The organism is Ekhidna sp. (genome assembly GCF_963691765.1).
Lineage (GTDB): Bacteria > Bacteroidota > Bacteroidia > Cytophagales > Cyclobacteriaceae > Ekhidna.
In genome coordinates this window covers 2,319,136-2,333,236 of the sequence record NZ_OY829375.1, presented here as the reverse complement: position 1 = coordinate 2,333,236, position 14,101 = coordinate 2,319,136, and the positions used below count along the sequence as shown (strand labels likewise).

Sequence of the window (14,101 nt, the reverse complement as noted above, 5' to 3'; positions counted from 1 at the left end):
CATGCAAAAAATTCTCAAGTCATATCTACGAAGGTTAAGCAATCTATCTGGCAACAACAGATCATTACTTCTATTACGACTGCTCAAGGATCAGTTTATTGACATTCATGATTTTGACTATGCAGAGAATGAAGCAAGCTTTGAAATAATCAAGAATCTGATTGAACAAAAACAGAGAATACCCTTATGCAGTGAGGTGGATAGCCGCAGTAAATCTGCCAACGAGCTAAGCAAAAGGCTCAAAAAAATTAAGCGAATTGAAAAATTCATATTCGAAGAACGAGGGGCAAAAGACTTATATGTAGGCTGGCCATTTATCAAAGGAAAATTTAATGACGAAACACCAGTGAGGTGTCCGTTGATGTTTTTTCCAGTAGCAATAGAAAAAGAAGGAAATGACTGGTTCTTGTCAAGAAGAGATGATGTGAATATCACCCTTAACAAGACTTTTCTTCTGGCGTATTCATACTACAATCAAATAGCATTGGATGAGGAGTTGATTGAAACTGTAATAGACGACTATGACCGTGATTCAACAGTATTTAGAACACAACTTTATGAACTCCTTAAGAAAAGTGGCGTCGAATTAAACTTTAATCAAGAAAATTTTGCGGATGAATTAAAGCCATTTACCGATCTAAAAAAATCTCAGCTTGAATCAGGAGAAAGTACAGGGTCGCTAAAAATGTTTCCCCAAGCAGTACTAGGCATATTTCCTCAATCAGGATCTTACCTTGTGCCTGATTATGTAAAGCTTCTTGAAGATCAAGAAGACACGGATTTAGAGGAATTTTTTGTAAAAAAAGTAAAGAAGGAGAACGAAAATCAGCTGGCTCTATTCGATCGAGTAAATGAAGAAAATACATTTACTCCTTTCCCACTGGATGCATATCAAGAGCATGCATTAAAAGAGGTAAAAAAGGGCAACTCGCTTGTAGTCCAAGGCCCTCCTGGCACTGGTAAATCTCAGCTTATTAGCAACCTCATTTGTGACTTCATTGCAAGAGGAAAAAATGTTTTGCTGGTCTGTCAAAAGAAAGCTGCACTGGATGTTGTTTATGAACGATTGGAAGAAAAAGAAATGCATGACTTTGTTGCTCTTGTTCATGATTTTAAAAATGACAGAAAGCCTATCTATGAACAAATCGACCAACAGATTGAGTCGGTTGAAGTTTATGAAAAAAAGAACAACAGTCTTGATGCAATACAGCTAGAGCGTGGATTTCTTCAGGCAAGTCGGCGAATCGATCAGATTGTTGAAGAATTACAAGAATTTAGAGAGGCACTTTTTGATGAAACTGAATGCGGTAAATCAGCGAAGGAACTATACCTAACAAGTAGTCCTGATTCGCCTAGCTTTAGTATGAATCTGGAATATCGATCTTTTCATTTCGGTGATTTAACTGGTATTCTAAGAAAGTTTACTGACTTCCTGGGGTACTTTGATAAGTTCGAAAAGCGAACTCATTTTTGGGCAAAAGGCCCCTCTTTCGCAAAATTCAATACGAAAGATCTATTAGAACTGAAGAAGGTTCTTTATGAGGTACCTGCATTCAATGAGATGCTCGTTGGAAATTCGAAAGAATTCTGCTCACAGCCTATAGATTTTGAAACTGGCGAATACTTATCCAACAAACTTCCCGAACTGCTAGAGCTTGTTGAAGGGCTGAAAGAGTCTGTTGTTTATAAAGTATATCAGCAACTGCATGCGGACAAGCCAACCAAAGACCTAAATTGGCTTTCTCAAACGGAAAGAACCATGATGGCTTGCTTCAGAGGAGAAGGACTCGAGAGCACACTAAAGTCTGAAAACCTGGGTAGGTTCCAAGAGGTTTTACGGTCCGCGATGCGTGCTCGTAAGAATCCATTTAGTTGGATAAAATGGAGGCTTTTTTCAAAAGAAAAGACCTTTTTGAAAAGAGTCATGGTTGCTAATGATCTTAAAAGCAACAAACGTGGATTCAATCTTCTGGTAGCTCGGATTGACAATAGATTAAATTTTGAACATTCCGTATCGCTGATTCAAGATAATTCCTGGCTTCACAACTTTCCCTCCAGCTTTCGAAAAATCGATTTACAAGATTGGTTCTATTGGCAAAAGATGGGGCTAAATATGTTCGCTGTCGCGCAAACCATTCGATCGCTAAACGAATATCTAGCGATCGGTAAGCTAGAGCATAAAAATTATCATAAGAGACTGGAGCAACTTGTAACATTAGCTCAAAAGGTTCCACAACAACTAGCACTTTGGGGTAGGTATATCAATGTTCATCAGATCAGAGCGATTATCCTCAAAAAAGAAGACCCTCACCGACTAGAAAAACTTCTTAAAAAGGACTTTGATGCCATTTGTGAATACCACAAGCTGAAGTCAAGTCTTACATCGGAAGAAGTTAAAGTTCTGGATGAGATAACCAGTAGCAATTCTTCTTCGATTGAGGAGAGTTTAGAGCTATTCAGAAACAGTCTGTCTTTAGCATGGATAGATCATATTGAATCTAAATACCCTGATTTAAGAAACGTTTCATCTGGAAAACTTGATTCGTTAACCTCAGAGCTTCGTGACCAAATTGAAGCTAAGAGACAGGCCAGCAAGGAAATCTTGTTGCTGAAATCCCGAGAGAAGACATATGAAAACATTGAATACAATCGGTTAAAGAATAGAGTTACCTATCGAGATCTTCAACATCAAGTGACTAAAAAAAGGAGGATATGGCCGATCAGAAAGGTCATTTCAGAATTTTCTGATGAGCTCTTCACGCTATTACCATGCTGGATGTGCTCACCTGAGAGCGCATCTGCTATTTTTCCAATGCGAGAAAACTTTGACCTTGTCATTTTTGACGAAGCCTCACAATGTTTTGCAGAACGTGGTATCCCAGCAATGTATAGAGGCAGGCAAATTGTAGTCACTGGTGATAGCATTCAGCTGCAGCCAAGCGACCTCTACCGAGTTCGGTGGGAAGAGGATGACGATAGCACACCAGAGCTCGCCATTGATTCACTCTTAGATCTTACAAAACACTATCTGCCTGAAGTCAGTTTATCGGGACATTACCGAAGCAAGTCATTAGAGCTAATAGACTTTTCAAATCAGCATTTTTATAAAGGTAAGCTTCGTCTACTTCCAGATTATGACTATGTCAATACCAAAGAGCCTGCTATTGAATACATCCAAGCTCAGGGCATCTGGGATGACGGTGTAAATGAGATAGAAGCCATTGAGGTAGTGGATCGAGCGTTGAACTTGATAAAGAAAAGCCCCGAAAAAGAAGTAGGGATTGTAACATTCAACTACAAGCAACAAGGCTTAATTTTGGATTTATTGGAAGATAAATCCAGTGAAAAAAACATCCTTATACCTGATTCTCTTTTCGTCAAAAACATTGAAAATGTTCAAGGAGATGAGCGTGATATCATCATTTTTAGCGTTGGATATGCACCAGACAAAAAAGGTAAAATAAAACTTCAGTTTGGTAGCCTAAACGCCCAAGGGGGAGAAAACAGGCTAAATGTTGCAGTTACAAGAGCAAGAGAAAAGGTACTGATAGTTAGTAGCATCTTACCGCAATTGCTTAAGACCGAAGACACCAAGAATGAAGGCCCCAAGCTATTGAAAAAATATCTTGAATATGCCTGGGAGGTAAGTATTGGAAAATGGAAACCGCATATTCCAGAGTTTGACGAACATCACGTTGACTGGTTTTTAAGAAACCGTATTCAAGAAAAAGCATTTCATGAATTTGAAGGATTTAAACTAGCTAAAGAACTCCCTTTTGCAGATCTATCTGTGAAGAAGAACAAGACATATACTGGCTTGATTCTTACTGATGATGAACGATACTATCAAGCACTCTCTCCGAAACAGATATACGCTTTTCAGCATTTTCACCTAATCATGAAAAATTGGCCTCATGAGCGATTCCATAGTCGTGAATTTTGGATTGATCCTGAAGCGACCAAAGAGAAGATGAGAAAGTTTTTGTTTGCCAATAATTGATCCTAGCATGAAAAAGCATCAAATCATTTTACTTATTTTACTCATAAACGCCTTAGTCTTTTTAACATTCATAATAGCCTGGTTGGGTTTTGGCAAATATGAGAATGACCCAATTGTAATTGGTCTCATCCTTGGACTATCATACATCATTCCAATGGTATTATTAAGCTCTTTTATCATTAGAAATGATGAATTGAGCTCGAATCAAAAGGGTGTGTGGTTTACTTATGTGCTATGCACTGGCTTTATAGGCTCTTTACATTTCTATCAACGATACAAAGACATAATAAATAGCATAAGCTTGGAGCTAGATACCAAGATGAAACAAGGGCCTAAATCACTCCGAGAATTCGACTCTGGCTCCGACTGACATAATAAATGGCAGTGTGTCTCTGCGCATATATTGTTCAAAAGACAACGAATATGATCCAGGACTATCGAACTTGTAGTTTTCTTCAAGGGGAAATGAATGATCGAAGAGATCGCCAAGGCCACTTCCAAATGGCTCCCCTGTTTTTGGATCAAACAAATTCACTTGTTTCAGTTGTTGTTTCAAAACAGTGCCGGTAGAATCCGAGAGTGTATATTGAAAATAAAGGTTATAAAACGGGTAGGATGATGCATTACGAAAAGATGCTTTCAAATTGTAAGACTTTTCCGCATCCAGTATATCGAACTTAAATGTTTGTACCGAATCTAAATGCCAAAACGCCTCTTCCATGTCATTGAAATCTTCATAAACTCTATTTGAATCGCATGAAGTAAATACAACTACAGATAAGAATAATATTAAATATCTCATATCAGGAGTTCTCGGTCTTTTTGTTCTGCGTTTTTTTTCCACGAAACTTATTTCGTTTTTTCTTTTTCTTCTTATTGCTTTTCCCACTGAATTTCCTATCCATAGCTTCTAAGTCGCTATTGATAGATGAAGTATCCACAGGATCTGATTCAACTTCATTTTCAGCAAGTGAGGCAGGTTTTTTGCCTTTATTATTGAGTGCTTGAATTTCTTTTACTCTACTGACACCTACCGCATGCCAGTTGTTATCATCGTCATACCCGAACCACATGATTTTTCGGAAAATATCTGTCTTTTGTAGCTTCGCGCTTCCACGTTGCGTTTTCAAGGGAGCTTCCACTTCCGGGATATCTTCAAGAGCTTCCATGTAGGTATCAAGCTCATAGTTGAGACAGCATTTGAGTCTCCCGCATTGTCCAGAAAGCTTACTAGGATTCAGAGATAAGTTTTGATATCTAGCTGCTGAAGTGGTAACGTTTTTAAAGTTTGTGAGCCACGTTGAACAACACAACTCTCTTCCGCAAACTCCAAGTCCACCAATACGTCCAGCTTCTTGCCTGACGCTGATTTGACGCATTTCTACTCGGATCTTGAATTCTCCAGCTAGTGTTTTAATTAATTCTCTAAAATCTACTCTACCATCAGCAGAATAAAAGAAGGTGGCTTTCGTGCCATCGGCCTGAAACTCTACATCGGTAAGCTTCATTTCCAATTTGGTGTTTTGGATGATTTCTTTGGTGCGATACATGACCGATTCCTCGCGATTTCGAGCCTCTTCCCATCTCTCCATATCCCTTGAAGAAGCTTTACGATAGATGTCGCGTACGTCATCATCTTTTACACCCTTCTTATTCATTTGGAGCCTTACCAACTCCCCCATCAAGGAGATATATCCAATGTGATGACCATTTGGTACGTCAACGACAATGGGATCTCCGGTGACAACATCTATTTTTTTAGTATTTCGAAAGAATTCTTTTCTTCCATTTTTAAATCGAACCTCAACGACATCAAATCGATGCATTGCAGGAACATCCATATTAGAAAGCCAATCAAAGACATTGAGTTTATTGCACCCGCCTGAGCTGCAATGGCCGTTATTCTTGCATCCGGCCGAACCACTAGTACCACAACTTGCACATCCCATATTTCTGTAATCTAATGGATATCTTCAAGGAAAGTGAACTTAAAATTCTATTGACCTAATTCTTTGAGATCAAAACCGATATCTTCTCTAAATCTTTTACCTTCCCAGTTAACTTCTTGACCTCCAGCATATGATTTACTTAAAGCCTCCCCTAAATTTTTACCGAGTCCTGTTAGTGCTATAACTCTACCTCCATTCGTAATCAGCTTGCCATCTTGCTTTTTGGTTCCAGCATGGAATGGTAAAACCGTATTGATATTGCCAATCGTAATCTCATGGCCTTTTTCATAGAATTCAGGGTATCCTCGGCTTACATACATCACTGTTGATGCTGTAAATCTTTCATATTCTATTTCTGTATCAATCAAATCTTTATTGGCAGCTGCAATCAATAATTCAAGAAAGTCAGTTTTTATTCTTGGAAGCACAACCTCCGTTTCGGGATCGCCCATTCGCACGTTATACTCTATAACATAAGGATCTCCACCAACATTTATTAGACCAAAAAATATGAACCCGCAGTAGTCGATTTTCTCTTTCTTAAGACCTTCAACGGTAGGCTTAATGATGGTCTTATTTACTTTTTCTTTAAACGCTCGATCGGCAAATAGCACTGGTGATACGGCGCCCATTCCTCCTGTATTCAATCCTGTATCTCGTTCTCCAATACGTTTGTAATCTTTGGCCTCTGGTAAGATTCGATAATCTTTCCCATCAGTTACCACAAAGAACGATACTTCAATTCCTTTCAGAAACTGTTCAAGCAGAACCTTTTCACTCGCTGCACCGAATTTCCCATCAATCAGTTCTCTAAGTGACTTTCTGGCTTCTTCTAATTCCTCGGTTATGATAACACCTTTACCTCCGGCTAGCCCATCAGCCTTCAAAACATATGGAGGATCTAGTCGCTCCATATATTTAATGGTTTCTTCTAAATTTTCTTTGGTAACCGTCCTTGCCTCAGCGGTAGGAATCTTATGTTTCTTCATAAATTCCTTTGCATATTCTTTGCTCCCCTCCAACATTGCACCTTTGGCAGTAGGTCCAATTATCATCAACTTTTTAAAGGCTTTGTTCTTCCTCAGATGATCAACAATACCATTTACAAGTGGGTCTTCAGGTCCTACGATAAGCATTTCAATGCTATACTCTTTTAAGGCTTCCTCGACTTTCTCAAAATTTTTAGGATCTATATCTAGGTTGGTCCCTACCTTATCCGTTCCTCCATTGCCTGGCGCAATAAATATTTCACCACATTTAGGACTTTGCTTTACCTTCCAAGCTATGGCATGCTCTCTTCCGCCTGACCCGAGGATTAAAATGTTCATAGGTTATGGTTTTTTGAAATTGGTGGCTAAGTTCTTGGTATTCGTTGTTATTTCAAAGAGAATAATTAGGGTTAATTAGTGAGCATATTCTGACATGAATTTTACCCTCATTAGTCGGACCTCGTCTTCTGAATAATACTCTCCCAACTCTTCCATGGCAACTACTAATTCATCGGTTTCAGCATTTAGGAAGTAATCGTAAATATCGTCTTGTCTATCGTCATCCAATAATTGATCGATATAATAATCTATGTTGAGTTTAGTGCCGGAGTAACAAATGTTTTCAACCTCTGCAATTACATCTTCATACTTCATCCCTCGAGCCTCAGCGATATCTTCGAAGTCCATCTTTTGATCGATGTGCTGGATGATATATATTTTATTCTTGGACTTAGTTCCAGAAGTTTTAATCAATACATCAGATGCAGTGATTATGTCATGCTCCTCGATGTATTCTTCAATCATCTGAAGAAAAGGCTCACCAAACTTCTTGGCTTTACTTTCTCCCACTCCGACAATTTGCTTTAGGTCATCCATTGTGGTTGGATAAACCGTACACATCTCCTCCATCGAAGGATCACTAAAAATCACATATGGAGGTATATCTTCCTGGTGAGCAATATCTTTTCGCAGCTTTTTGAGCATCCCAAAAAGCGTTTTGTCATAAGCACTAACATTAACTGGAGCCTTATCCATTTCATCTTCATCATCTCCATCAGCAGTGTGCTCATGATCTTTAGTAAGCATATGAGACTCCGGAGATTCTAAGAATTTGTTTCCTTTTTCTGATACTTTAAAAACCGCTGGATTTTCAATGTCTTTCTTCAAAAATTCATGCAGCAAGGTTTGTCGAATTACCGATCGCCAAAAGTTCTCATCTTCACTAATCGCTGACCCCTTGCCAAAGACGTCCAATTTGTCATGATCGTAACTCCGCACATGTTGGGTAACCTTTCCAAGCAGAAGAGACGCCAAGTGATTGATATCAAAACGTTCATTGGTTTGAATAACAGCTTTTATTACAAGTACTATAATTTCTTTTCCTTCAAACCTTTCTTTTGGAAATCTACAATTATCGCACATCCCACGGCACGTTTCATCACTTTCTATGTACTCTTCACCAAAGTAATGAAGTAATTGTTTTCGTCTACAAACTGCAGAATCAGCATAAGAAGCCATTTCCTCTAGGAGAAATCTTGCATTTTCTCTTTCAGTGACGGCCTTATCCTTGTTGAATTTTTCAAGCTTGAGGATATCATTGTATGAATAGAACATAAGACAGTCACTATTGATACCGTCTCGCCCAGCTCTACCTGTCTCTTGATAATATCCTTCTATTGATTTAGGAGCATCATAGTGTACCACAAATCGAACATCAGGCTTATCAATACCCATTCCGAAAGCTATTGTTGCCACTATTACATCTACATCTTCATTCAGAAATCCATCCTGATTTTTCATTCGCTCCTTAGCCTCCATTCCAGCATGATATGGAGCTGCATTGATATCGTTTACTTTTAAAAATTCAGCAATCTCTTCTACCTTCTTTCTACTTAAGCAGTAAATGATTCCACTTGCACCTTTATGGTTTTTTATAAACTTTATGAGCTGTTTTTTCGCATTTTGCTTAGGCCTTACTTCATAATAAAGGTTGGTTCTATTAAATGACGATTTAAACAACTGCGCTCCATCCATTGAAAGGTTTTTTTGGATATCGAGCTGCACTTTAGGAGTAGCAGTGGCTGTCAAAGCAATCATTGGAATGTCACCTAGTTTTCCAATAATATCTTTTATACGTCTGTATTCTGGCCTGAAATCGTGTCCCCATTCAGAAATACAGTGTGCTTCATCAATGGCTACAAATGAAATTGTGGCTTGTTTCAGGAATTCAACATTTTCTTCTTTCGTCAAAGATTCAGGTGCGACATACAGCAATTTTACTGATCCAGAAATGGTGTCTTTTTTCACCTTATTGCTTTCTGACTTTGTAAGTGTCGAATTTAGAAATCGTGCATGTATGCCTACTGCATTCATTTGATCAACCTGATTTTTCATCAGGGCAATGAGCGGAGAAATCACAATTGCTGTGCCATCTTGCACAATTGCAGGTAACTGATAGCATAATGATTTACCAGCCCCAGTTGGCATAATTACGAACGTATTTTGTCTATCAAGAATATTTGTAATTATATCCTCTTGCTTGCCCCTGAATTTGTCATATCCAAATACCCGTTTGAGGCTCTCCTTAAGACCCACTTCAGCAGTTGTCTCCATCTCCCAGATTGATGTAAAGTAAAAAGTTAATCAAAACCATGATCGCAAACAAATTGTCCTCATGGATGTTGTGCGTTCCTATAACGCTGGCGGATTGAACTATATTTACGACAGTTATTTATAATGCGAATTTCTCACAAAATCTTATGAGTACAAATATTTATGTAGTGATTATGGCTGGCGGTAGCGGAACAAGATTTTGGCCATACAGCCGAGATGCAAAACCTAAGCAATTTTTAGATGTCTTAGGGACAGGGAGATCGTTGCTACAGATGACATTTGACCGATTTATGGAGATCACGACACCTGATAAGATTTGGGTAGTTTCCAATGAGAAGTATGAAGGACATATTAGCGAACAGCTACCAGAAATTGGGAAAGATCAGATTTTATTAGAAACTGAAAAAAGAAATACAGCTCCATGTATTGCTTATGCCTCTTATAAAATTTTAAAAAAGGACCCAAATGCTGTTTTAGTTGTAAGTCCTTCAGATCACGCAATCTTTAAAGAAAAAGATTTTCAAAATGTTATATCAACGGCAGTAGATAGTGCATCAAACGAAGAAAAGCTCTTGACTATTGGCATCCGACCAAATCGTCCTGAAACCGGGTATGGATACATTCAATATATCAGTGATCCAGGAGTTGCAGTAAAGAAGGTTAAAACATTCACAGAAAAACCAAAAGCTGACCTTGCTGCAAAGTTCATTGAGAGTGGCGATTTTTTGTGGAATTCAGGAATATTTATTTGGAGTATTGATTCTATCATCAAGGCATTTGAAAAACATGATGAAGAAATTGCGGGAATTTTTGCTTCAGGGCTAAATAAGTACTTTACAGATAACGAGCGTGCTTTTATTAAAGATGCTTACAGTCAATGCAAGAATATTTCCATTGATTATGCGATCATGGAAAAAGCAGAAAATGTTTATGTAGTTCCGGGAGATTTCGGATGGTCGGATTTAGGTTCATGGAATGCATTACATGAAATAAAGGACAAAAATGAGGATGACAATGTCATAGAAGGCTCAGTAATCACTTATGATTCTAAGAACAACTATATCAAAGGCAAAAAAGAGAAAGTCATTGTTGCTCAAGGCTGTGAAGGTTTTCTAATAGCTGACTTTGATGACGTACTACTAATTTGCAAAAAGGAAGATTCCTCTATTTTCCGAGAATTCATCACAGATGTAAAATCTGAGAAGGGAGAAAAATTCATCTAAACTTTTCGTTGGCGCTGTACTTCATAAAGTGCCATACCTGCTGCCACACCTACGTTGAGCGATTCTATTGAACCTGACATAGGAACTTTAGCAATTTCATTTGACATGTCGATCATTTCGTCTGAGATACCGCGTTCTTCCGACCCCATAATTATAGCTGTTGGCACTGTGAAGTTTATCTGATCCAGCGAATTATCAGTTTTTTCTGAACAGCAGACAATATTAACTCCGGACTCTTGCAAATATCGAACGGCATCCAGAAGACTCTTTTCTCTACAAACAGGCAGGTAATTAAATGCACCGGCAGACGTTTTCACAGCATCTTCATTTACTTGAGCTCCTCCTCTTGAAGGTATCACGAGTCCATGGACTCCTAAACACTCGGCAGTCCTGCCAATAGCTCCAAAATTCCTGATATCTGTGATTTCGTCGAGCACTAATATCAATGGGTTTTTACCCTCTTCGAACAGGCGCGGCACCAAATGTTCTAGAGAGTGATATTGAATGGGTGAAATGAGAGCTACTACTCCTTGATGATTTTTTTTTGTGAACTTATTTATTCGTTCTGAAGGTACTTTGGAGATTGGAGTTGAACTCTGATGCAAGGCTTGCATCAATTCTTTATAGAGATCTCCTTTTAAGCTCTTTTGGATAAATACTCGCTCTAAATGCTGTCCAGATTTAACGGCCTCAATTACTGTTCTGATGCCATAAATTATATCAGATTTTTTATTCATCTATCAACGACGGATAGCCGCTATTTGGTTGTACCATTGCTCTTCGAATTCTCTATTTCGACGCAAGGTAAAAGTTTTGGGTGCAAAAAAAGTCGAGATTACTGTGAACTCAAAGGCAGTCCCACTATCATAATACCATTCTTCTGAATTTCCAGTTCTATACACTTCACTGGGACGTCCATAGACGATATACATCATCCCTCTGTCGGTTTTCCAACCGGGTTTAAAATTCGTATACAATAAATTGGCTTGTTCGACAAGGTTGTAATATCCACGAATTGCATTCCTGGCCAATGATTTTGTAGAGTAGGTATTCATCCAAAATGAATCAAAAGACTGCTTGGGACTCTTAGATTTCAACATTTCTTTCCGCTCCTGTTCGCTTGTCAGATACAGCATCGCTTCTACCAATTCTCCAAGTTGACGATACTTTGGGAAATACGGTGCTACTCGCAGTGTAGTAACCCCCAGAGAGGCAGAGGAATCTTTTAATAGTGTGTAAAATTTATTCACAAGAAACTCTCCTCCGTTGGTGTAGACAAAAGCAGTATCCATATCAACTTGAGGAACCAATGGTTTCATATCTGCCATAGGCGGATCTGCTGGCTGGAAAACCTCGGGGTATTGTGATGCAAGAAAAGAATCGTTTCCTTCCCAACTAAAGCCTGATCTGTTGATATAATTCTCGAGAATGGGTAAGCCTTCTTCATCCACGGGATATATTGATGGAAAGGACAGACTTCCAATTTTAAGCGATGCATCATAGAAATAGAATTTCTCTGGTTTGGAGAATTTGACTACCAAAAGGTTTTCCTCAACATCACGCAACATTAATTTCAAAAACATCTCATCGCTTTCATTTTTAAGCGTATCGATTTGAGGTGTTATCCTTCGATGAGATTCAGATTCATATCCATTTTGAACTAAGAATTCATAATTCCAATTTGACAAAGAGTCTGATGACACACGTAGAAAGACAACAATACCATCATCGGTATTGACAACTCTATGCGCCATCTTTACATTGAAATTGAGGTTATACTGCCATGCTATATTAACTCTTGAAAAGTTTATTGCGTTTGCAGAAAATGTGATTAAGACCACAATTACACTCAATAAAAGTCGACCTGTTCTCATAGATATCCAAATTAGCTATATAATTGATTTTCTTTGTGCTCTTTAAACAAAAATCGTACGACATACCTTTAATCTAATGAGTGTATACACTACAGAAATTGCGTCTGATAAAATCCCATCCGACAATGTAATTCACCAGCGGTTGCTATCTGCCTACCATCAAGCCAAGCCTTTCATTAATGGAGATCTTTTAGAGTTGGGATGCGGAGAAGGTCGTGGTGTGGAGCTCTTAGCTCCTCTTGCCAATTCGTATGTAGGAATCGATAAGATCAAATCAGTAATTGAAACACTCGAAAAGAAATATTCAGATTACAAATTTATGAGTGGCGTATTTCCGCCATTTCCCTTTGAGGATAATTCCTTTGATACGATTGTCACTTTTCAAGTGATCGAACATGTAAAAGATGATGAAGGATTTGTTAAGGAGATTCACAGGGTTTTGAAACCAGGTGGTAAGGCGCTAATTACTACTCCAAATATCAAAATGACCCTTTCTAGAAATCCCTGGCATGAACGAGAATATACGGGAGATGAACTGACCTCAATGTGTAAAAAGTATTTTGAGAATGTAGAAATGAATGGTATTGCGGGCGACGATAAAGTGCTTGAGTATCATGAACGCAACAGAGAATCGGTTAATAAAATCATGCGTTTCGATATCTTAAACTTGCAGCATAGACTACCTGCAAGCATTTTGCGAATTCCTTATGATCTCTTGAACAGAATAAATAGGAATAAGCTAAATGACACGGATGACGAGTTAGTAAAATCAATCACAATCGATGACTTCAGTTTAAAAAAACAAGATGATGGCAATCTTGATTTATTCTGTATTTTGACAAAATAGTAAGGCAGGCATAAAAATTGATTAACCAAGTAAAAATTCAAATCGTAAAATTTCGAAGTGAATAAATACATTAAATACATACGATTATCCATTGTCTTGTTTTTTCTAATCGGATTAGTTTTTACAACTGAGGCGCAACGAAAAAAAAAGAAGCGCAATCAGAATATTGAAACAGTGATTGCTACGGGCAGAACCTACATTGGCACTCCTTACAAATGGGGAGGTAATACTAAAGCTGGGATAGACTGCTCAGGGTTAATAAAAAACTCCTATAATACAATTGGAATCAAGCTTCCGCGCACTGCAAAAGAACAGTCAAAAGTTGGTAAAAAGAGAGGATGGGATGGTCTAAGGAAAGGAGATTTGGTCTACTTCAAGTTCAAGAAAAAAGGCTCTAAATGGTATCATAGCGGAATGATAACCTATGTAAGTCAAGATAAAATTTTGTTTATTCATGCCTCCTCCTCGCGCGGAGTGGTGGAGTCCAATCTGCTTAGCGATTACTACAAAAAGAACGTGAAAAGCTTTCGTCGAGTAATAAAATAAGTGGAGCTAGCCGGTTTCGATCGGAGCGGCGAACCGCACGGCGACCTTCTCAAGCAAATT

At 38.3% G+C, this 14,101-nt stretch carries 11 protein-coding genes; 5 read left to right on the top strand and 6 right to left on the bottom strand.

Annotated features, from left to right (window positions below):
* Position 1: 1 nt before the first annotated feature.
* Together ACY650_RS10540 and ACY650_RS10535 are read left to right on the top strand one after the other, a co-directional pair.
* Positions 2 to 4,000, top strand: a complete 3,999-nt coding sequence (locus ACY650_RS10540) for an AAA domain-containing protein (RefSeq protein WP_462247331.1) — start codon at positions 2 to 4, stop codon at positions 3,998 to 4,000.
* A 7-nt stretch (positions 4,001 to 4,007) separates the two neighbouring features.
* Entirely contained in the window at positions 4,008 to 4,370 is a 363-nt protein-coding gene (locus ACY650_RS10535; protein WP_462247329.1) for a hypothetical protein, read from the top strand.
* Here ACY650_RS10535 and ACY650_RS10530 read toward each other — a convergent pair.
* The 4 genes from ACY650_RS10530 to recQ form a co-directional block, all read right to left on the bottom strand.
* Positions 4,338 to 4,802, bottom strand: coding sequence for a gliding motility lipoprotein GldH (locus ACY650_RS10530; protein WP_462247328.1), 465 nt, complete (start codon positions 4,800 to 4,802; stop codon positions 4,338 to 4,340). The genes ACY650_RS10535 and ACY650_RS10530 overlap by 33 nt on opposite strands.
* Position 4,803: 1 nt before the next feature.
* Entirely contained in the window at positions 4,804 to 5,949 is a 1,146-nt protein-coding gene (locus ACY650_RS10525; RefSeq protein WP_462247326.1) for a PSP1 domain-containing protein, read from the bottom strand.
* A gap of 47 nt (positions 5,950 to 5,996) precedes the next feature.
* A complete protein-coding gene (gene purD / locus ACY650_RS10520) occupies positions 5,997 to 7,277 on the bottom strand; it encodes a phosphoribosylamine--glycine ligase (RefSeq protein ID WP_462247325.1) in 1,281 nt (426 codons plus the stop codon).
* 75 nt (positions 7,278 to 7,352) lie between these two features.
* Positions 7,353 to 9,551, bottom strand: a complete 2,199-nt coding sequence (recQ, locus tag ACY650_RS10515; RefSeq protein WP_462247323.1) for a DNA helicase RecQ — start codon at positions 9,549 to 9,551, stop codon at positions 7,353 to 7,355.
* 146 nt (positions 9,552 to 9,697) lie between these two features.
* On the opposite strand from recQ, the gene ACY650_RS10510 reads away from it, so the two are divergent.
* Positions 9,698 to 10,774, top strand: a complete 1,077-nt coding sequence (locus ACY650_RS10510; RefSeq protein WP_462247322.1) for a mannose-1-phosphate guanylyltransferase — start codon at positions 9,698 to 9,700, stop codon at positions 10,772 to 10,774.
* On the opposite strand, the gene rlmB is transcribed toward ACY650_RS10510, so the two are convergent.
* Complete coding sequence (rlmB, locus tag ACY650_RS10505) at positions 10,771 to 11,511, bottom strand: 23S rRNA (guanosine(2251)-2'-O)-methyltransferase RlmB (protein ID WP_462247321.1); 741 nt, start codon at positions 11,509 to 11,511, stop codon at positions 10,771 to 10,773. The two genes, ACY650_RS10510 and rlmB, sit on opposite strands and share 4 nt — an antisense overlap.
* Before the next feature lie 3 nt (positions 11,512 to 11,514).
* Complete coding sequence (locus tag ACY650_RS10500) at positions 11,515 to 12,648, bottom strand: GWxTD domain-containing protein (RefSeq protein ID WP_462247320.1); 1,134 nt, start codon at positions 12,646 to 12,648, stop codon at positions 11,515 to 11,517.
* A gap of 76 nt (positions 12,649 to 12,724) precedes the next feature.
* Between ACY650_RS10500 and ACY650_RS10495 the strand changes: the two genes are divergently transcribed.
* Together ACY650_RS10495 and ACY650_RS10490 are read left to right on the top strand one after the other, a co-directional pair.
* Positions 12,725 to 13,495: a class I SAM-dependent methyltransferase gene (locus ACY650_RS10495; RefSeq protein ID WP_462247318.1), complete on the top strand. Its 771-nt coding sequence runs from the start codon at positions 12,725 to 12,727 to the stop codon at positions 13,493 to 13,495.
* Between the two features lie 57 nt (positions 13,496 to 13,552).
* Entirely contained in the window at positions 13,553 to 14,041 is a 489-nt protein-coding gene (locus ACY650_RS10490) for a C40 family peptidase (protein ID WP_462247316.1), read from the top strand.
* Positions 14,042 to 14,101: the final 60 nt, after the last annotated feature.

What these genes read in the sequence shown, in the direction of transcription:
- rlmB (WP_462247321.1), bottom strand. Translation starts at nt 11,511, where the DNA reads ATGAATAAAAAATCTGATATAATTTATGGCATCAGAACAGTAATTGAG.
- ACY650_RS10495 (WP_462247318.1), top strand. Translation starts at nt 12,725, where the DNA reads ATGAGTGTATACACTACAGAAATTGCGTCTGATAAAATCCCATCCGAC.
- ACY650_RS10535 (WP_462247329.1), top strand. Translation starts at nt 4,008, where the DNA reads ATGAAAAAGCATCAAATCATTTTACTTATTTTACTCATAAACGCCTTA.
- ACY650_RS10525 (WP_462247326.1), bottom strand. Translation starts at nt 5,949, where the DNA reads ATGGGATGTGCAAGTTGTGGTACTAGTGGTTCGGCCGGATGCAAGAAT.
- ACY650_RS10540 (WP_462247331.1), top strand. Translation starts at nt 2, where the DNA reads ATGCAAAAAATTCTCAAGTCATATCTACGAAGGTTAAGCAATCTATCT.
- ACY650_RS10510 (WP_462247322.1), top strand. Translation starts at nt 9,698, where the DNA reads ATGAGTACAAATATTTATGTAGTGATTATGGCTGGCGGTAGCGGAACA.
- ACY650_RS10500 (WP_462247320.1), bottom strand. Translation starts at nt 12,648, where the DNA reads ATGAGAACAGGTCGACTTTTATTGAGTGTAATTGTGGTCTTAATCACA.
- recQ (WP_462247323.1), bottom strand. Translation starts at nt 9,551, where the DNA reads ATGGAGACAACTGCTGAAGTGGGTCTTAAGGAGAGCCTCAAACGGGTA.
- ACY650_RS10530 (WP_462247328.1), bottom strand. Translation starts at nt 4,802, where the DNA reads ATGAGATATTTAATATTATTCTTATCTGTAGTTGTATTTACTTCATGC.
- purD (WP_462247325.1), bottom strand. Translation starts at nt 7,277, where the DNA reads ATGAACATTTTAATCCTCGGGTCAGGCGGAAGAGAGCATGCCATAGCT.